Genomic DNA, 20027 nt, shown 5'->3' on the forward strand with positions numbered 1-20027 from the left:
ATCTAAGACACGGTCATAAAGAATTGGGTTTGTCATTATCTACGCGCAATAAATAAAATATATTCACATGCGGTTGAGTAGGTAAAAATTGGATACTCCACAATGCTGTCGTAGCATTATTGTCTGCTAGAAACCGTCCATCAGCGAGCAATAGCGGTTTATTATGCACGGTAATGAGATAGCTATCAGCAAACCAGTTAAAAATATTAAAATCACTCAATAATGAAGATGAATTTTTTACATAATCAGGCAATTCCGTGTAAGAAAAAGCAGGATAACTTGTCACAAATTGGCTGCTTGATTCATTAAAAAGTGGGGTTAAAACATTAATGATATCTAGGTGATTTTTATTTAATGCAATTCCTCTCCATCGTGTTGAACTAAGTAATTTAGGAAACACACGTACCTTCTTTGTATTTACCCCTAGTTGGGCAAGCTCACCACGAAACGCTGTCATTGCGCGATGATGTTGAACTATATTAAATAGAATAAATAAACTTACTAGCGCTAAAGCAATAAAGATGGGCTGTCTTTTATTAAAGACCAAGGCTGAGATAATTCCTAAAAGCAAGGGGATCGTTATAAAAGGGTCAACAATCGAAACAATATCCCAACTTACTCGAGTATCTGAAAATGGCCAAAATAAAACGGTTCCATAATTAGTACAGGCATCTAACATGCCATGAGTTGAGTAACCGATCAACGCGGCTAAGAAAGTAAATTTCCAATGGGTTTGAAAGCGTTTAAAAATTAATAAGATTAAAGTAATGATTAGCGCGCCTATTGGGATAAAAATTAGGGAATGGGTAAAGTAACGGTGATAGAGGAAAAACAGCATTGGATTGCCTGACTCACGAATGAATATATCCAAATCAGGTGCCATTGCTGACAAGCCACCTACAAGCCAGGCATTGTGCTTGTCCTGCCTGTACAAAATTGCTTGAGAACAGGCAGCCCCCAAAACTGCATGCGTGATCGGATCCATTTCTTTACCCTTTAAAGAATAAGTATTGTTTTCTCAAACAGTGCATGTCAGAAAACAAACAAAAGTCTAATTTGTAAGACAGGGCTCTTCTTCAAGATAGCCACTTAATACAGCATGCTCACTATTTCTCCAATGAAATCTTGGTAGACCTGATTTTTCAGTGGGTCTATATAAATGGTTTATAATATTCTCTAAATAGCTTGGGTTGGTAAACAAGGCGACGGCGATATGATTTTTCAATAGTTTAGATTGCCCATTACTGTATAGCAAATCAAGCTCGCCATTTATTGTAACCATAACTGCCTCAAACAGGCCCACACCATAGCCATCTTGATTCATAAAAAATACAGAAAATGGGATTGCATATTGAGTACTCTCTTTAAAATCAATTTTTAATTCTTGAATACCGTAGTCAGTTGGCCATTGAACATGGCGTAATCCCTGTTGCTTAATTAGTGTACCGGATGTATTGAACTGTAATGTACCTTCATCCAGTGCTACTTTGCCAACAAATACTCGAGCCTTCCACAAGCCGACTTCAATTCGTGTTAATTTAATCGTTAATTCGTGCGTCTTAGATAGGGAATCAAAGACCATTATGCTAGCTATATAGTCATCACCCTCGATTGTCGAAGCAGGAAGATTAGCTCCAATTTTTATTTTGCTGGTAGCTTTAGGCGCTAAATTTTTTGTGGGAATTTTGATTTTGCTTAAATGTTTGGGATCTGATTTTTTGGTCATTCCCAGTAGGTAGTCGCCCCATTCTGTGCGAAGGTAATTATCAGCGTCTAAGAACAGTTTGCCAAAACGAGTAAACAGTAGTTCATTGTCTTTTTTGCCACTTGATACAACAAAATAGCCAGAGTTAAGCAAGGCAAGATCGAATGTATTTCCTGTAGCGGTAACGGGGCACTGATTAATTGTCAAAGACTTGTGAGTCAATTGAAATAAATTAGCTGCATGCACTGAAGATGAAATAATGAGAACAGTAGCGATTAAAACTGATTTAAGTGTCATATTAATTCCTTTTAAATAAAACTGTAGATAAGCAACAGCTCTTTTTTAAAACAAATCATTTTTTGATCGTCAAAGCTGAGCCTGAGTTAGAATAGCTTGATTCAGGTTCTCTGTCATTGAGAAAAAGAACGAAATCAGCTATCTTGTGGCAAACTAAAATGATTACTTAATCGACTTAGTCAGAAAGGATCTTAAATACCCTTTTATTGAAGGGAGAAAAGGAAGAATATTTTATGCATAAACGAACAAAAGCGGATTGTTTTTCACCATCTTTTTCCATACGTTCTTTTTTTATAATTTTTAGTTCAGTGATGATGACTGCAAACGTAGGGTATGCTGATCCTGCTGTAATAACTCCCCAATCGAATCTAAGAAGCTTAAGTTGGTTCCATCCCTTTTTTACCCTCTCAGGTGGCGTTGCTGTCGCCAAGACAGGACATGCACAAACTTTAAATATGGATGGTGATTTCACAACATACCAATATACGCCCAAGCATACCCATTCAAATCGGATGTTATGGGGAGGGTCTATTGGGACTGAAGTTCCAGTTCATTCACAATGGGCTTTGCAACTGGGTATTGGTTTTTATAGACCTAATAATTTTTCCAGTAGTGGTATTTTAATGCAAGGGGTTGATGAGCAATCAGCTGACGAGTTCACCTACAATTATAAAATAAAAAGTAGCCAACTCTTTTTTGAAGGAAAGTTGTTACATTCTGCTGAAAAAATTTTTCATCCCTATGTCTCTTTAGGCCTAGGAGCAGCGTTTAATAATACTTCAAATTATCAAACAAGTGTTCCGCCTTTTCTCACTTTTACTCCAGAATTTGAGGACCATAAAACAACGAATTTCGCTTATAGTCTTGGTGTAGGTGTTGATGTGGATCTATGTAAAAACTGGCGCTTAGGGGTAGGGTACCGTTATGTAGGCTTAGGTGAAGTGAGTTTGGATGAGGGAATGCTTGATGTAATGCCTTTTACAAGTACTTTGACACTACCGCATTTTTATATGCAGGAAGGCATAGTACAAGTAAGCTATTTAATTTAGGAAATAGGAAAAAATGAAAAAGAATAAAAGGATGTCCTCTTTATTTCTGTTTATTGGTGCAACTTCGTTAAGCACCATGAGCTATGGGGTTGCTTACAATGTCATACCCAAAGCAGGAACCGTGTTACCTACTCAACTTGTTTTAGGGAATACTGCAACAGCATTGTATACTGTTATTAATGCTACTCGTCGTACTCTACCTGGCGGATTTGTTAAATATTTACCTCCAAACGTAACCCAAGTACTTACCGATACAAATTATCCTGATTTATGTGGTGCAAATTTTACCTTATTACCTGGTGGGAGCTGCACATTGGAACTTAGGGTTTCGGGTGCTGTTAATCCACATGATCCTAATCCCCATAATCATCTTTTTGTTTGTAGTCCTAATGTTCCAGCATGCGCAGGGACGAATGAACCCTTAAATGTTAGGGCCTTCGAACCTACAATAAAAGGAGTGGTGCAATCAGGGAATGTTTCTGCAATTCCACTTGCGAATGCAAATGTCACAATTTACAGTGCCAGTTCAACGTCTGCAATACCGATTGCTAATGCGACAACCAATGGTTCTGGACAATTTTTTATTTATATTCCTCCAGAACAAATACCCCAAACATCTTCATTTTATGCAGTTGCACGCCAGGGTAATAACACCAAGCTGGTGACTATAATAGGTAAAAATCTTCTTCCAGCGATTACGATTAACGAATTGACGACTGTAGGCGCGGCTTTTTCAATGGCACAATTTTTTAATAATGGGCAAATTATTGGTCCATCATTAGGATTAAAAATTGCCTCAGGTATGAATGATAATTTAGTTTCACCGATTCAAGGTACTTTATCACAGGTGATTACTGCATCACCCAATGCAGATCAAACAAATACAATGCGATCCCTCAATAACTTATCTAATTTAATTGCAACGTGTGTTCAAAATTCGCCAGGTGCATGTACTGTTCTTTTTGGATTAACAACAATCAATGGTTTTGCACCGACAAATACCTTAGATGCATTGTTAAATATAGCGCATAATCCAGCAAATAATGTATTAGGTATTTATGTTCAATCGAATCAATTTTCTACGTATCAACCTTCGTTACAACTTAAACCCGACGCGTGGACTTTAGCGGTAAAATTTAATAATTCCGGTAGTTCTGCGGCTCCTTTTGGCGGACCTGCTAAAACTGTTTTTGATAAGAACGGTTATGTTTGGATAACGAATAATGTGATTCAAGGCACTCCCAATTCATCGAACTGGCTTATTGTTTTAAAGCCCAACGGCCAACCTGCGGACGGAATAAATAATACCCCCACATCTCCACTATTTGGTGGTGGTCTTTTAGGGAATGCTTTTGGAATTACTATTGATACACGAGGCTCTATATGGACAGGCAATTTTGGATGGGGGAGTTGTGACACCTGTTTGCCTCCGGGAGGAGAGGGGAGTGTTTCTCAGTTTTCTGCAACGGGCATTCCAATTTCAGGTCCTCTAGGCTATATATCGGCTTTATATAGAGTTCAAGGTACCGTTTCAGATAAAAATAATAATATTTGGATGGCCAGTTATGGTAACGACAGGGTTGTTGTTTATTTAAACGGAGACCCGAATTCAGCGATTTATTATCAAGAGCCTACAAATAGTGGGCCTTTTGATATAGCCATTGCTCAAGATGGTTCTGCCTGGGTGAGTAATAGCAAAACTTCTGCGGGCAACCCAGGTTCGGTTATTAATAAATATGTGATTTCCGGAAACCAACTCATCAAAACTTTAGACGTTCAATTACCAGCCGGTAGTTCAACAAGGGAGGTTTCTTTAGATTCGCAAGGTAATGCTTGGGTGGCATCTGTAAATGACTCCACAATCTATAAAATTGCTCCCAATGGAACTTTTGTTGCATATAGCGGCCAAGGTGGTGTGTCTGGACCTTGGGGGGTTACTGTTGATGGTGATGATAATATTTGGGTCGCCAATTTTGAGGGTAATGGCTTACCTCCTCAATTTTCAATTTCTAAACTTTGTGGCATTAACACAGCCAAGTGTCCAACAGGCCTAACTACAGGTGATGCAATATCTCCCTCCACTGGATATACCTTACCTAGTGCCGGGAGCCAAGTGTTGCTTGCAGATGGCACACCGCTTAATGGTGCAGGCGGCCCCCCAAGTTTTAATCCTTTAATGCGCCTCACTCATGCAATTTCAGATCAAGCAGGAAATATCTGGGCTGCAAATAATTGGAAACCACTTCCTTTTAGTGATAATTACTTTAATCCCGGTGGTGATGGAATGGTAGTATTCATAGGGATTGCTGCACCACCCTCAGTGTGATTTGCAAACAAGCGTAGAAAGACTCATCTACGCTTGTTTTTTCTCAACATAAAAAGACAGGGCCTGATCCCGCAAGTTTGCCTAACGGATATGATTAGATCTATTATACCATGTTGGACTTAGAATATATCGCTCCAGGACTCAGGACATATTACTCATGCACTTACTTTTTGATTTTGATGGTACGCTAGTAGATAGTTATGACTGCGTCATTGAAAAAACCAATTTATTGGCTGAACAATTCAACTTCAGAAAGATTAAGGAGCATGAAATTGAACATCTTCGTGACCTTTCATCAAGGGAGTTAATCAATTTTTTAGGGATCTCTTTTTATAAAATACCTTCTTTAATCCGACAAATCAGGCATCTTTTGCATGAACAAATGGTACATATGAAACCGGTTTCTAATATTCCCTCAATATTAGAGACCTTTTATAAGTCAGGATACTCTCTCGGTATCTTGACCTCCAATTCGGTTGAAAATGTCCACATATGGCTGGACACGCATCAAATTCACCATTTTTTTAATTTTATCCATGATGAATCGAATTGTTTTTCTAAACGCCATTTACTGAAAAAGACGCTAAAGAAATACAAAATTGATAAAAACAAAGTGTTTTATATAGGTGATGAAACCCGGGATATTGAGGCGGCAAAGAGAAATAATATTCAGTCAATTGCTGTGACTTGGGGTTACAATTCAGAGAAAACTTTATTAAAGCATCATCCAACTTATCTGGCGAAACAACCTGAAGATTTGTTAACTATTTGTTCTCCATCTTTCCCGGTGCCTAATGATTATTAAGAGATAATTTACAGAGGAGAGGGAACTGCATTTTTATTTTGTTTTCTGATTGGTTGAGCTAATTTTGCGCATAAAAAATAAAGAAGAAAAATAGTTCGAGTCAAGACTGTTTTTTTATTTTTAATTTGTATAAGATAGCTACGTCTAATTTCTTTTCAAATATCCAAGTCTGTGGATACTTTATTTCAACCCAATAGTACCCCAGTAATCAATTGCTTCTAAAAAGCCCTTACAGGGTCTGCTTTATTTCATTTTAAGTCTCTAATAATTCCATTTAAGTTATTCACATTTTCTGTGGATAAGTCTGTTTATAGTCTGTCAAACACCTTGTAGGATTTAGAAGTTAATCAGATGATTTATCATTTTCCAATGTGCTTTTTCAATTTTTTAATAAAAGCACAAAGCAACTATGCAGTGTAGCCCAGAGCAATGGTGAGGAACATCCTAAGTCAAGCGAGTGGTGTCAAAACGCTAATCCAAATCAACAAAAAGAAAGCAATTGACTAAAAATTTCATAAGCTTTCCACAACCGGTTGATTATATGAAGTAGTGTTGAAACTCCTCATCCGCCCTAGCGGGCACCTTCTCCCTATGGGAGAAGGGAACTTTATATAATGGTAGCAGGGAGAGGAGCATCATCATTAAGTTAAAAAACGAAATCCCCTCTCCCACTTGTGGGAGAGGGGCAGGGGTGAGGGATCTTATACCGATAAAATACAATCAAGAGACTGTTTGGCTAATGTTCTAATTTGTTCTGTACTCAACCATGGCTTAGTATAAAGATAATTCAAACTCATCTTATTCTCCATGGTTGTTACAACAAGATGAGGCGCAGGCATAAAAATGGATGTATTAAAATTGACGTTAATTAACTTAAGATTTCCAAACGATTGGGGCAAATCGATTCTACCTGCATTGGATACAGTAATAGCAACAGGACGATCCATTTTCTCAATGGTTTCTTTGTGTATGAGCAAATTTTTAAACACTGTATTTGTTTGAATGTTCTCTTGAATGCTAGCGACTACTTCTTTAGCAAGATCCCAGAATGAATCATCAGGACTTACTTTATAATATCCAATAAATCCGGTAGTGGTTGCTGATACGCTTTGTGGGTCAATGGGAGGGTTTACTAAACTTCTTAAATCAATCACAGAGCGGCACGCAATCATAAATTGCTCCTTACTGTCATTTATGGTTTTACGAATCGTTAGTAAATGCCCGGCGCACAGTGCGCCTTGCACCGTTGCACCATTTTGCTTGCAATGATTAATGATTAATTCTGTTTGTTCTTTAGATAATTCCAAAACAAATACATCACATTTTAAAGTGGATTGAGGCACATTAGGCGATTGAATAGGTAGAGTCTTTGGATTATAGGCAGATTCCGTTTGCTGCAATGCTTTAAGGAGGTCTTGTTTATTTAAGCGTTTAATATCTGGTGGAATATAACTTTCTATAGGCGGTGTTACCTCAATTTTAGGATTCTTAGGGCTGTTTATAGTGCTATCCTGAATAAGTAAGTTGCATGAGGTAAACAGATTCTTAAGTAGTAACACACAAGCATGGACGTCAACAATCGCATGATGGAATTTAATAATAAGTTCAAATTCAGTTTTTTCAGTTATGTTTTGCACTGTATCGGGGAGTAACAAAATCACTTCAAATAAAGCCTCTTCTCGATTGAGTGGGCTATTGAGTACTTCCTCAATAATAGTTTGACGTTTAGCGCGTGAGGCTACGTGCTCAATAAGTTGAATGGGAATGTGATTGGAGTTTGTTCTTTTCACAAAAAAATAATTATCTTTTCTACCTAAGATAAGACAATCTAAAACAGGATATTGAACCAATAATGCTTTAAAGGCATGATGAATGATTTCTCGAGTCATTTTCCCCTGTAATTGACAGAAAGCAAGAAGGGGCATATCAAAGTTTACAAATAAGGTTTCGCTGTTTGAAAGCCATCGTAAAATATTTTGTTGAGCCAACTGTTCTGCGCGGGCTAAATATCTTGAATAGTTCTCTTCTAATAGTTTTACTGCCTCCTCATCAGTCATGCCAACGGGGGTAAAAGTACTCACCCAGGTAACATAACAATGAGTAATATCGAGTTTATGTACTTCTATAGTTGCGATATAATCTTCAAAAGGCAGCTCTGTGTTCACTGAGCCATAACTGATTATTCTGTTGCGATCATCCAACTTAAGTAATTGTTCCTCAACCATCGTATGGTCATCAACGTGCAGTTTGCGAAGACACCCTATACCTGAACCGACAATTTCTATTGCCGCGACATCTTCCACCCAATGGTGTACTTGTTCAAAATCACCAATAATCTGCCATACCTTATCTGCAGAAGCATTGATATCCTTTTTTACAGAAGCTTTTGTCATAAATGCTCCAATTAAGTGATGTGAAGATGAAACTCTTTTTAACGTGGGTATGCCCAACTAAAAAATAAGTATTCTTCTTTGTGCTGTTTCTAATTATAGCTTTTTCCAAGCTAGCTGATGTAGGTTGTGCCGGCCCAACCTACATCTTTTCAAATGATTATTAGTTCAAGTAATCAATGACTTATCTGTAACGTATGTAGGTAGCCTGGTTGCTTGCAACTAGGGATACGGTTCGCTTTCTCAAGACTGTATCTACTATTTAGATGCAGTTACGTGCGTTTTATTCACGTTTTTGGCAGTGCCACAAATAATGAGCCTGAGTGATTTATCCCATTTGCTTCCACACCAGCTTGATTGCCTTCACCCTTATAGACATCAACATGAGCGCCCACAATCGCACCGCCTGTGTCTTGGGCAATACACCATGAAGTAGATTTTTTGCAATTATAGATAAAGCTCATTCCAACAGGAATTACCCTGTGATCGGTTGCGCATGAAGCATGTGGGGTTAAAGAAATATTTTCTGAACCATAAGGCCCACCATCTTCTTTAGCAAAAAATACATAACTTTGATCGCGATTTCGTAAGTCTGCAGCTTTATCACGGTTAAGAGGATTATCTAGATATTGGCGAATTAGCTTTTCTGATGCGCCGCTTAATTTAACTTCTTTAGACAGGTTACAGCGTAACTTTGCTTCATCATGACATTTAGGATCTTTAGCGCAACGCTCCATTGTATCCAGGTTGCCTCCACAGGTGGGATCTTGCGCGCATTGAACTATGCGACCAAGCATGGTGCGTGGCCTACCGTTCGCACCATCGTAATTGATATGAAATAATTTGCCATCAAGAATTAATGAACCAGAACCTTGGAGCATTAAAAAAGCTGGATCATTTGGATCTTTAACATAGCCAATTATATATTTTGGATTTAAAGCCCCCTGATTAATTTCGGCTCGGTCTGGCACTAGAGAGTATGTGCCATCAGCATTTTTCAGACAAAATCCTCGTACCATTTTGGTAATCGGATCAATTCCGCACAATGGAGCCTTCAAATTAAATTTTTTACTTTCCGAAGCTACATTGACAACACCCGGGTTACTATAGATAGGATATAAAAATGCACCGCCTCGTTTGGTACGCGCTTCAACGGCGGCCGGCGCGTAATAGGCTGTAAATTGAAACTCACCTTTTTTAAATCCTGCATGATTTTCAGGCCAGCCATCGCTTTTATACCAGTCAAATTCAGTTTTGAGACTCGATAAATATTTTTGAAAATTACCATGGGCAGCTTTGGCAAGAGCAAGCATTTTTTGGTTGGTATTTAAGCACCATTCTTGACGTTTGAGTGTACGGCCCGCGATAGTCACTGTTTGAAATTCACCACGGTTTTTAGTGCAGTTTTCAATCTGATTATTTAATGCTGTAATCACTTCATCCATATTGCCCGTGGGGTTATCTAATGGCAGTTCCGATGCTGAAATTTTATGAAATCTAAAGCGAAAAACCCCAGGCTCTTTGGCAGCCATTTTCTGTTTTGAGGTAAAGTCCACAAGTCTTCTAACATCCAAACAATGCTGTATAGGATCTGCAGGGAGAGCTGCTTGCGCGATAATGCTAAAAGTCATTAGTACAATTATCAAAGCCGATTGAAACATGGGTATCCTTTCGCTTAGCTATGGTTGAGCCTTTGCCCAGCCATTGATTTGAATTGTGTAACAAAGATTATATAGTCTATTTGACCTGTCATCAAAGGGATGAGTTTAAATAAGTCCTTCTCACATGGCCTGTGGAGCAATAAAACTACTATAATACCTTGAGAAATTAACGTCGCAGTTTCATTTGCTCAGCCACATCAGTATATTCTGAATGAAGTTGTAACAAGTGTTCTTTAAATGAAGAAAATTTAGATTCTAATCGTCCTCCTCCCGCTAAAGCCCTATTGCGTTCCTCGTGCTCTGTAATCAATTTGTTCAACGATTTAATTGTATCGTCAAGTTCTACAGAAGTGAGATTAGTATTTAGTTTTTGTTTAAACTCAGTTAGTTCTGTGACAAAATCTGAAGCTACTTTAGTCCTATCCTCAGTTAAAGTTGAGCGAAATACTTTGTCTTTTATTTTATATATCGAAGTAGCCATGCTCGATTTATAACTTATTATGTCTCTACTAATTGATTGAATATTTTCATCAAGAATCTTGTCTATTGATTTATAAACTTTATCAGCAGGGGTTTCAAATCTAACAACGGGGGTAGGCATCCACATTGTAACCCCTTTGCTTTCAACACCCTTAAGAGATGGGTTTGTAAAAGTAACCACAATAGCCTGTGAGATATCAACATTATTATGTGAAAAATATTCTAATATTCGATGTATATTAAACAATGAAGGTTTATAATGCCCACTGTGTGTAGTGATTGCTTTTAACGTCCCATTTTCTATTTTAATTTCTCCAGCAGCAACGACGGGAGAACCCGCCGTCATTGATGAGTGCGCCATACGATTGGCACCTTCATTGTGTTCAAATATATAAAGCTCACCATTTGCATTCAAAGTAAACGCAGCATATCCTCGTTTACCATGTGACATCATTCCACTTGTATTAACGGGTTCACCATTTTGTAGGAAACGTTTATCTCTTATTATTATCCTATGTTTAGCTCGCTCTTCTGGAGAAAGATATCTAATTTTTAGTTTACGATCTGCTTCTTGTGATTCTTTATTAACACTAAGAATTTCCTTCTTAGCTCTTGCTTCCTGTAAAGCTTTTCTCATCTCTGAGTCTTGCTTTTCAGCATCTTCTAGATTTCTTTGTGCTGGCTCAATTAACTGACTTAATAATTTTGGAGATTTACCTGGAATATAATATGGATTTTGATCTTTATATTTATTTCGCTCTTCCATCAAAGATATCAGTTGCTTATTTATATCTTCTGTTTCTGTAAGATCAAATGCATAAATGAGAAATTTTAGTGCGTGTTTCTTGTGCTGTTCATCGGACTTTTCATTACTATATATTTCCCACGCAAAATCAATACGCTGCGCGAGCGGCCCTTTTGCCTCTAGATAGATATCTTTTTCTAAGTCACTTACAGTTAATAACATACAGGGCCAAATCTAATACTACATATATAAAATATTAGTCTAAATTTAGTGCTGCAACAGCCAAACTCAAAAGAAAAAAATATTAAATTTAAATTCAAAATAACTAGCAAGGTAGAGCTACATTTTGTATTCCTTATTCTTAATTTAAAAAGATTTTTTTTGTACAACTTTCTCTAATGTATCTATAATTGAATAAAATATGGACTGTTCCTCGTAGGAAACTAAATGGGAAGTTATTTGGAAAAAACTTTCGGAAATAGCAAAGGAAATCTGCGTCAGAAAATTGCAGTAATGTATCTGTTTTTGCTCCTATTTAATCTTGCCGTATGGTTTTGGGCTTTTTATGCGCTCTATAATGTACCCTTGTTATTTGGGGCTGCGGTGATGGCTTATAGCTTTGGTTTGCGTCATGCGGTCGATGCGGATCATATTGCTGCAATTGATAATGTTACTCGTAAATTGTTGCAAGAAGGGAAGCAGCCGATTGCGGTAGGTTTTTTCTTCTCTTTAGGACATTCCTCTGTTGTTATTATAGCAACCCTATTAATTGCCCTGTCTACTAAAGCAATTATGAAGTCCAACTTGGCAAAATGGCATGAAATAGGTAGTGTACTTTGTACCTCTTTTTCAGCGATATTTCTCTTATTGATGGCCCTAATAAACATCATTATTTTTTTTGCTATCTACAAGATTTTCAAACAAATTCGTCGTGGCAAGATGTTTACTGAACAGGATGCTCATGAGGCAATGACTCAAAATGGCTTTCTTGTTAAACGTTTCCGCAGAATTATGAATCTTATTTCACATAGTTGGCAAATGTTTCCTCTGGGATTTCTCTTTGGAATTGGTTTTGATACAGCAACTGAAGTAGGGCTACTTGGATTATCAGCATCACAAGCAGCTGATGGGATTTCAATGTGGCTAATACTTTTGTTTCCAGCTCTTTTCACAGCAGGTATGACGCTCATTGATACAAGTGATGGGGTTTTGATGCTCGGTGCTTATGGTTGGGCTTTTTTAAAACCAGTGAGAAAACTTTATTACAATTTAACGATTACACTCGCCTCGGCACTGGTTGCTCTTTTAATTGGTGGAATGGAGGCTTTGAATTTAATCGCAGGAAAATCAGGTTTGAAAGGTTCGTTTTGGGAGTTCATCAGTCAACAAAACGAGCGATTTAACAGTATAGGTTTTTTTATTATTTTGTTTTTTATTGTGAGTTGGATTGTCTCTATTTTTATTTATAAATGGATGAATTTTGATGCTTTGGAAGAGCGGATTGTCGATGAAAAACAAAGCAACTAATTTGTTCGGAAATTGGAGGGTAATAGTATGTCCTATACATCTGAAAATTACAGTTCATTAGTCGAGATAATAAGAAAACTTGTGCCCGTGTCACGGCAGGAGATGGATTTACCTTTCTCAATGACTCCAGATGCTGCGCAGGCAATATTACATGTTGTCCATGATGTTGGAGGCCAACCGGATGGACCTTTAGACAAATCCCTCCATGAAACAGAGCTCTGGGAAATGTTTACCCATGCAACATCTGAGTGTCTGGCTTGGAGAGGATATTGGGTTTCTGAGGAACGTAGACGGCGCGAAAATGATTTAGGCGTTACCCTTTATTGCGGAACACCTTATTATGCTCGTTGGTTGCTTGCTGCTACCAAAATGTTACTTGATAAAGGCTTAATAACACCGGATGAGTTAATGCTGAAATTGGATCAAATCAGTAAACGTGAGGAGGCCTGCAAATGAGTACTAAATTTAAAGTGGGTGATAAAGTAAGAGTAATCGATTTGCCTTCACTATTTCATACGCGTACTCAGGGATATACTCGCGGAAAAATAGGGGAGGTTGTACTGATAAGACCTTCTTGGGTGATTCCTGAAGATGAAGCATGGGGAAGATACGAGGGGCGTAGGGAACCGTTTTATATGGTTCGTTTTAAAATGACTGACTTGTGGGATGACTACGGTGGTCCAGCCATTGATACGCTTGATACCGAACTATCTGAACGATGGATAGAGCATATCTAAAAAATAGGCCTAAATTATTTGGAGAATTCCTATGACAAAGAAACATGGAAAATCGACTTGTTGTGATCATGATCACCTTCATGAGCATAGTCATGATTCAGGTGATGAGTATGTCAATTTGCACCCTATTAAAGAACGTCATGAAGCGGTTGAATTTACCATTTTAGAAGCGGCTATTCGCGAACTTTGTATTGAGAAAGGTTTATTTACAGCCGATGACCATAGACGTTTTGTAGAGTGGTATGAAAGCATTGGCCCGATGGGCGGTGCGCGAGTAGTTGCTCGTGCCTGGGTTGATCCTGAATTTAAGAAAAGACTACTCAAGGATGCCGTAGCAGCTTGCCTTGAATTAGGTATCGATTGGATGAAACCAACGGGTACAGGGACCCCAAGTGATTATACTTTTTTACTGGCATGTGAAAACACACCAAAAATTCATCATACTATGGTTTGTACGCTGTGCTCTTGTTACCCAAGACCCTTACTGGGTACATCACCAGCATGGTATGAACGCATGAATTATCGTCGCAGAATGGTCCGCTGGCCTCGCCAACTCCTTGCTGAATTCGGCACAATTATACCTGAAGACGTTGAAGTAAGAGTTCATGACTCGAATCAAAAAACGCGCTACATGGTTTTACCAATGCGACCTAAGGGTACTGAAAATTGGACCGAAGAGCAACTGCAAACCTTAGTGACACGCGATACCATGATCGGCGTAACTATTCCCAAAGCAGAGCGGTTGAAGGATAACCATCCAGGAAATAAAAAATGAGATTAGGAGTTGTTGATAACTGCGGCATATAGGCAGCGGTTATCAACAGTCCCTAATGTATGTCGGGCTAAGGGCCATAGCCGTCAAGCTAAGGAGGAAGTATTAAAAGCTTTCTCCTTTTTTATACATAATAATCAATATCAAATTTCTGTCATTCCAGACAGGCGTGAATCCATCCCACAAACAAAGTAAAGAATTAACATGATGGATAGATTCCCGCCGTGGGAAATGACACGGTAAACATTTTACTTTGTCTTTCTACGTTAAAATGTACGGGCACAGCGCACATTCAATGAGTTCGATTTGCTATTAATTCCTTGAAGACCATTAGAAAAATCTAGAAACCATACATTGTTCGTAGGATCAGCACTGGACTCAGTAGAACTCCAATACATGCCAGATAATCCCGAAGTAAATCCTAAACTATACAAAGCAAAAATACTTGAAGTATTAGCCGGGCAACCTGCGCTACCGGAAGTTCCCAATTCACAGATAGAAGGTAAATACCAAGTACCCATAGGCAACAGTTCAAAAAAACAATCGGCCGCGGCAATAGCCATGGGGTCAAAACTGGTTATTTCCGAAGTATTACAAAATCCATCAGTAGCGCCATTACACGCATCGGGAGGGTTTGTAGAGGTTTCAGTAATTCCTGGTATGTTAAAATTAACAATGCTCCAAGAGACTGGAGGAAAATCGGTATCTGATATGACGTGTGGCGTTCCATTTACTACAGAGAATACTAAAAAATTACTGATAGAAAAAGCTAAGGCAATTGATGGCGGTGAAACTACATTATCGCCAGTAACGGATATGCCTCCTTGAGGAGCGAAAGCAGTAGGTGTTGTTGATGCAATGGTTATAACACATGATCCATTTGCAGGAATAGTAGCACATGTGGTGCTGGTAACCCCACCTGCTATCCAGGAGGAAGGCAAATTAACCCTGACATTAGAAGCTGGGGTGCTGGTAAGATTATTCACAGTAATATTAGTACCAACTGAATCATTCGTGGGAATAATTGCGTTAGTTGGAGCACTGATGGTTGTTTGAGCGGTGCATTGTAAAGCCTGCATATCAAAGAAAGCAGCGGTTGTATTTGTTCCTTTAACCATGACATTCGGAATGAAAAAGGCAACTGAGGTATTGGTAAAAAAAGAGATGGTGCAACTTCTACCGGGCAACAAAGAGGCTGGACAGCCATTATTTTGCACGACATAAAGGGAAAAAAAGCCGTTTGTCGAAGAAGCCTGAATATTATTTGCAGAAATTCTGGAGTTATTCGTAATGGTAATCGCGCCTGGGTGTGAGAGACATTGAGGTAGGTTCTGGCTCACTTGAATCACACAATTTTGCAACGGCCTGTTGCAACTGACGCCATTTTTACCAGTGCTAATGGTTAAGCGAGCTTTTTCCTCAGTTTTAGAAGACTCAACCGCCCACAGAGATTGAATAGGAATAATAAAAAAAAGAAAAAAGTATAATGGTAGTTGCTTCAAGTAGCGCATGAATTCATCCTTTTAATTAAACGAGCGCATAGTTATGCAACCATATTACAGACCCTATCTTTTTTGCAAGAGTTTATTGGATATGTCGCAAGTTTTCCAATCCAACTCAAGTTGCTCTTAGCAATCAATACTTCATTATCGCCAATTCAAGACCTTTATTACTATTCCTAATTCCTGACCCGTAAGGCCCAGTCAACTTAAGTATTTTTAATGTTCTCGAAAACTTTTTTCAAACTTAATTTGTTGATATTGACACATGTTCTCCGTCCTCATCTTGCGAATCGTCTTTTCCCTTATATTCGTCTTTAAAATGCGCCATCCGTTTTTCTGCACTATCAATACTTTCGAGAGCAGCCATAATTTCTGTTTTCTTATTACTTTGTTCAAGCCATGAAATATCATAAACAGCCCCACAATTTCTTAAAGCTTTTATCATTGGAATATCTTCTTTTTGTATTGCAAGGCGTAATGGGGAATAACGACCATAATGATTGAACTTATCCCCAGCTTTATGTAAGGCCTCTATTATTTTAGCATTGTTCTCAGCTTGTTCTGGGGTGTTATTTTCTACCACTAAATAGGCTGCTGTTATTTCTAGCCGATCACCTCCATCATGAACGTTAGACGCTTTAGATGGAGTAGTAATTAATTTTAATTTATAACTATTTGTTTTTTTATAATGATCTGCTAAAAGCGTAATCATTTCATGTCTCCCATGAATCGCCATGACGTGAAATATATTACCACGGCGTTGCTCTCCAATTTTTGCTGTTAACGGACCATTGCTGAAGCCATCGGCATACTTGTTTAAAAGCAAATGAAACATAGTTAGATTACCTTTCTCAATAATCTTCAGAATACTTATTTGATCAAAATGCATTCCCGCAGCGAGCAACTCTTCAAATTTATGGACATCACCAGACTCTATGGCTTGATGAATTGGTTCATTAATTAACCTCACGATTTCATGATGTTGAAAATATTCCGCTGTTCTTGCAGGGGGCTCATGACGGTCGTCTACTAAAGTGCAATTTGCCCCATGCTGCAGCAACAATTGGACTATATCCCGCAGACCTAATTCACTCGCAACATGAAGCAATGTTTTAGAGTCTTTTTTCCTATTAATATCAATTGCTGTATTTTCCAACAGATACTTAATAATTTCTTTTTTATTATGCTGGACTGCTTCTAAAAAAATATCTTGCAATTTATCCGGTGGAATAGAAGGTAGGATCTTTTTTAACATATCAAGATTATCATGCTTAATAAGAGAAAAAATACCAGACCATGGTCTAGGATGATTTGGACCAGTTGCTAACAGGGTTTCGCGACTTATCAATTTAATAAATTGTTCTTTATTTTCCTTAAATAGCTGATCTAAAAGCTCCATATGATTTAAATCAGCAGCAAGCAGAACAAAATTAATGCCATCATGCTCCCAATCGGGGAATACACGTAAAAGTTCAGCGACTTCTTTAGGAGTACCATGAAGAAGAACTGAAGAAACAATATTTCTCATAAAAAAATTGTTTTGTTCAGCAGAAGCATCATGATTCTTAGATACATGCTCACAATAGAGATGCCACTGCTTCATAAGCGCTTCGCGATTTTTTTTAATAAATTCAGCAAACTCTACATCCGTAGTAATTATTATGTCGTCTTTAGATAGGTTAGGACCTCGACCATCATACCTTCCGTATTCTCTAAAAAGTTGATTTTTAGATTGTTCTCTTTGTGCTGCTGTTAATCCCTCATCTGGTACTAAACCTAATTGTCGTTTTATATATTCACGTAAGATGCTTAAATCAGGTAAGTGCTCACCTTCAGACATATCCGTTAACAAGCCTTTAAAAAAACCGCCTTTCCACTCTCTAGGTTGTAGAAAAGGAACACTAAGACTGTCCGGTAAGTCAGGGAAACCTATACTTGCTGCATCCATTTCTTCACTATAGGAAGTGTCTCCAGAACCCGCATTCGTGTTTGCAATGGCAATCATGCAATCCTTATGATCATCTGACATTCCGGAAAAATTACGCACACTAATTTTTCGACCCTGTCCTTCGGGTAATAGTAAAATTTCTCTGTTATCGGGTCCTTCAATGACACCAACCCCTTCATTTTGAAGAAATTTTATGACTTGGGGATGTTTTTCCAAATATTTGAAAAAATTATCAAATTTTTCCCCCGTAAAATTAGTAAAAAGATCGATATCCTTTTTAGAGTCAGCTTGAGCCACATTGGCCAGTAAAAAAGAGCAAAACTTATCTTCCTCTTGTAAATAACCAAATCCAATGTGATGTTTTTCAAAATAAGCTTGCGTCTCCGCAGGACTTGCATTTTTACCAACTATTGTTGCCAATAATTCGGGGTTATAATCCTGCAGAAATTTTGCTTTTCCCATTTTTAAGGCAAGTGATTTGTATTGTCGAATATGAGTAGATTGTTTCACTCCAGCTTCTGGAGTTTCTAACGATGTATTTACACCCCAAGATTTTGCGATATGAATAAAATTTGTAGGGCTGTAACATTGATAGGGTCCAACTCCAAGTTCAAGAAGAGCTTGTCTAAAAGTATGAGAAAGTGGTTGCAAAACATCTCGGGTATCTTTTTCGATAAAACCATCATTACTGGGAATTAAGCCTCCAACAGGGCGCGAAACCATAAGGGCGGCATCGGTTTTCTTTAAAAATTCATTGAGCTTGGCCTTATTTCTTTCTTCTAGAGTACCGTATTTCATTGCAGCGGCTTCTCGGGACATGAATCCGGTTGGGCATAATCTTTGTTCACTCCAATCTCCAGTCCAAATAACAAAGCGAGAACTATCGGCTTGAGTTACATCAAAATCAGATACACTCTCATCAAAAAAATAATCCACATCATCAGTTTTACCCACCGGTAAATGATCGCCTATCATTGCTTTGGCTAATTTCATTTTCTCAGGGGGTAAAATACAAAAACTTTGAATTTGAAACCGTGGATCGCCACCAGTTAGTTTCTCAAAATAAAGGAGTAAATCACGATTATGAACAAAGTCACCAATTCCAAAAGGATGGTTCCAGGTGTATAGCAAAATGCGTAAAGGTTTCCCTTCTTTTTTTCGTCGCTCAAGATGTGCTTGCACTAATGAATTGAATTGTTCGGCATGCTCACTGTCAACATAACCGTTTATGACTTTCTCTAATGTGGCTTTGGAGGGCTCTGATTCCTCTATTTTGCGAGTAGGTTTCGGCACAACACTTGATTGTTTTTTTTCTTCTGATGGTGCGGTTTGAACTTTCATTCTTAAATGTGGAAATTTTTGTACACTAATGGAAGGACTTTTAGCTACTTCTGATGTAGTGGGAATATTGGGTTTAATACAATACCCATGAAAATCTTCATCCGTAATACCATACTGAATTAGATGTACAAATGCACGTATGGGAGCTTCTTCTAATGCTTGACTTAGTGGGGAAAGGCCAAATGACTTTCTTGCATCATTTATATCGTCAATAACAGTATTAAAATATCGTGCTTTAAAACTTTTATCCTTTGTTCCAGTCCTTACTTCACTGTTACTCTTTACTTGCCCAATTGCATCCATAAGCTCAGTATGAGGAATTGTTTTAAGATCAATAGCGACACCGTTCGGAACAACGAACAATTTGGGATCATACTGCTTACCATCAGGTAGCTCTTTATACTTCAACCATCCAATCCAGATGGCTAACTCGTCACATAAAGGCTCAAACTCGTTTGATAATTTGACGTTTGCTGCTCTGCAAGCACCGATAACTTGGTTAATGGCTTTACTGGCTTTTTCTGCGTCATCAATTTCATCAGTTTTGCTATTACAAGCAACCTGTAATAATTTAGAAGCTTCTTGCACTGCATCACAGAAGCTTTTGTTAGAAGAATTACTGGCTATGATCTCATCGAATGCGTGTAATAATCGTTCTTTGAGTTTCATCATTTGCTCACAACAATTAGCGCTATTATTAGTATAGTCTGTGTTAATTTAGCTGCGGAAAATCTCTATGGGG

14 protein-coding genes are annotated in these 20027 nt (G+C 38.1%); 7 read left to right on the forward strand and 7 right to left on the reverse strand.

From position 1 onward, the window contains the following. Positions 1–13 precede the first annotated feature (13 nt). Positions 14–985 carry a metal-dependent hydrolase gene (locus Lstg_RS11375; protein WP_058477806.1) on the reverse strand — a complete coding sequence of 324 codons (972 nt, stop codon included), beginning with the start codon at positions 983–985 and terminating at the stop codon, positions 14–16. Positions 986–1051: 66 nt separating this feature from the next. After that, complete coding sequence (locus tag Lstg_RS11380) at positions 1052–2002, reverse strand: flagellar hook-basal body complex protein (RefSeq protein ID WP_058477807.1); 951 nt, start codon at positions 2000–2002, stop codon at positions 1052–1054. 233 nt (positions 2003–2235) lie between these two features. On the opposite strand from Lstg_RS11380, the gene Lstg_RS11385 reads away from it, so the two are divergent. The 3 genes from Lstg_RS11385 to Lstg_RS11395 all read left to right on the forward strand — a co-directional run bounded on the left by Lstg_RS11385 (position 2236) and on the right by Lstg_RS11395 (position 6182). Then, complete coding sequence (locus tag Lstg_RS11385; RefSeq protein ID WP_058477808.1) at positions 2236–3051, forward strand: outer membrane beta-barrel protein; 816 nt, start codon at positions 2236–2238, stop codon at positions 3049–3051. 13 nt (positions 3052–3064) lie between these two features. After that, a complete protein-coding gene (locus Lstg_RS11390; protein ID WP_058477809.1) occupies positions 3065–5377 on the forward strand; it encodes an NHL repeat-containing protein in 2313 nt (770 codons plus the stop codon). A 157-nt stretch (positions 5378–5534) separates the two neighbouring features. Beyond that, positions 5535–6182, forward strand: coding sequence for an HAD-IA family hydrolase (locus tag Lstg_RS11395; RefSeq protein WP_058477810.1), 648 nt, complete (start codon positions 5535–5537; stop codon positions 6180–6182). A gap of 701 nt (positions 6183–6883) precedes the next feature. On the opposite strand, the gene Lstg_RS11400 is transcribed toward Lstg_RS11395, so the two are convergent. From Lstg_RS11400 to Lstg_RS11410, 3 genes are all read right to left on the reverse strand, one after another. Further along, positions 6884–8575: a phthiocerol/phthiodiolone dimycocerosyl transferase family protein gene (locus Lstg_RS11400; protein WP_058477811.1), complete on the reverse strand. Its 1692-nt coding sequence runs from the start codon at positions 8573–8575 to the stop codon at positions 6884–6886. Positions 8576–8859: 284 nt separating this feature from the next. Continuing rightward, positions 8860–10233, reverse strand: coding sequence for an MltA domain-containing protein (locus Lstg_RS11405; RefSeq protein WP_058477812.1), 1374 nt, complete (start codon positions 10231–10233; stop codon positions 8860–8862). A gap of 166 nt (positions 10234–10399) precedes the next feature. Next, positions 10400–11680 (reverse strand): hypothetical protein, encoded by a 1281-nt coding sequence (locus Lstg_RS11410; protein ID WP_058477813.1) that lies wholly within the window; start codon positions 11678–11680, stop codon positions 10400–10402. A 225-nt stretch (positions 11681–11905) separates the two neighbouring features. Here Lstg_RS11410 and Lstg_RS11415 point away from each other — a divergent pair, with 225 nt between their 5' ends. From Lstg_RS11415 to scnC, 4 genes are read left to right on the forward strand one after another with little or no spacing between them, the layout of a single operon-like run. Then, positions 11906–12985 (forward strand): HoxN/HupN/NixA family nickel/cobalt transporter, encoded by a 1080-nt coding sequence (locus tag Lstg_RS11415; RefSeq protein ID WP_058477814.1) that lies wholly within the window; start codon positions 11906–11908, stop codon positions 12983–12985. A gap of 27 nt (positions 12986–13012) precedes the next feature. Further along, positions 13013–13441 (forward strand): SH3-like domain-containing protein, encoded by a 429-nt coding sequence (locus Lstg_RS18105; RefSeq protein ID WP_058477815.1) that lies wholly within the window; start codon positions 13013–13015, stop codon positions 13439–13441. After that, positions 13438–13722 carry an SH3-like domain-containing protein gene (locus Lstg_RS18110; RefSeq protein WP_058477816.1) on the forward strand — a complete coding sequence of 95 codons (285 nt, stop codon included), beginning with the start codon at positions 13438–13440 and terminating at the stop codon, positions 13720–13722. Before Lstg_RS18105 ends, Lstg_RS18110 begins: the two co-directional genes overlap by 4 nt. 31 nt (positions 13723–13753) lie before the next feature. Further along, positions 13754–14497 (forward strand): thiocyanate hydrolase subunit gamma, encoded by a 744-nt coding sequence (gene scnC / locus Lstg_RS11430; RefSeq protein WP_058477817.1) that lies wholly within the window; start codon positions 13754–13756, stop codon positions 14495–14497. A 263-nt stretch (positions 14498–14760) separates the two neighbouring features. Here scnC and Lstg_RS11435 read toward each other — a convergent pair whose 3' ends face one another. Then, positions 14761–16005 carry an Lcl C-terminal domain-containing protein gene (locus Lstg_RS11435; RefSeq protein ID WP_058477818.1) on the reverse strand — a complete coding sequence of 415 codons (1245 nt, stop codon included), beginning with the start codon at positions 16003–16005 and terminating at the stop codon, positions 14761–14763. 235 nt (positions 16006–16240) lie between these two features. After that, positions 16241–19957 (reverse strand): ankyrin repeat domain-containing protein, encoded by a 3717-nt coding sequence (locus Lstg_RS11440; RefSeq protein WP_082650842.1) that lies wholly within the window; start codon positions 19955–19957, stop codon positions 16241–16243. Between the last annotated feature and the right edge of the window lie 70 nt (positions 19958–20027).

This window comes from Legionella steigerwaltii (assembly GCF_001468065.1).
Lineage (GTDB): Bacteria > Pseudomonadota > Gammaproteobacteria > Legionellales > Legionellaceae > Legionella > Legionella steigerwaltii.

Excerpts from the sequence above, each read along its gene's own strand:
- scnC (WP_058477817.1), top strand. The coding sequence starts at position 13,754 with ATGACAAAGAAACATGGAAAATCGACTTGTTGTGATCATGATCACCTT.
- Lstg_RS11435 (WP_058477818.1), bottom strand. The coding sequence starts at position 16,005 with ATGCGCTACTTGAAGCAACTACCATTATACTTTTTTCTTTTTTTTATT.
- Lstg_RS11395 (WP_058477810.1), top strand. The coding sequence starts at position 5,535 with ATGCACTTACTTTTTGATTTTGATGGTACGCTAGTAGATAGTTATGAC.
- Lstg_RS11380 (WP_058477807.1), bottom strand. The coding sequence starts at position 2,002 with ATGACACTTAAATCAGTTTTAATCGCTACTGTTCTCATTATTTCATCT.
- Lstg_RS11405 (WP_058477812.1), bottom strand. The coding sequence starts at position 10,233 with ATGTTTCAATCGGCTTTGATAATTGTACTAATGACTTTTAGCATTATC.
- Lstg_RS11400 (WP_058477811.1), bottom strand. The coding sequence starts at position 8,575 with ATGACAAAAGCTTCTGTAAAAAAGGATATCAATGCTTCTGCAGATAAG.
- Lstg_RS11410 (WP_058477813.1), bottom strand. The coding sequence starts at position 11,680 with ATGTTATTAACTGTAAGTGACTTAGAAAAAGATATCTATCTAGAGGCA.
- Lstg_RS18110 (WP_058477816.1), top strand. The coding sequence starts at position 13,438 with ATGAGTACTAAATTTAAAGTGGGTGATAAAGTAAGAGTAATCGATTTG.
- Lstg_RS11385 (WP_058477808.1), top strand. The coding sequence starts at position 2,236 with ATGCATAAACGAACAAAAGCGGATTGTTTTTCACCATCTTTTTCCATA.
- Lstg_RS18105 (WP_058477815.1), top strand. The coding sequence starts at position 13,013 with ATGTCCTATACATCTGAAAATTACAGTTCATTAGTCGAGATAATAAGA.
- Lstg_RS11415 (WP_058477814.1), top strand. The coding sequence starts at position 11,906 with ATGGGAAGTTATTTGGAAAAAACTTTCGGAAATAGCAAAGGAAATCTG.
- Lstg_RS11390 (WP_058477809.1), top strand. The coding sequence starts at position 3,065 with ATGAAAAAGAATAAAAGGATGTCCTCTTTATTTCTGTTTATTGGTGCA.
- Lstg_RS11440 (WP_082650842.1), bottom strand. The coding sequence starts at position 19,957 with ATGATGAAACTCAAAGAACGATTATTACACGCATTCGATGAGATCATA.
- Lstg_RS11375 (WP_058477806.1), bottom strand. The coding sequence starts at position 985 with ATGGATCCGATCACGCATGCAGTTTTGGGGGCTGCCTGTTCTCAAGCA.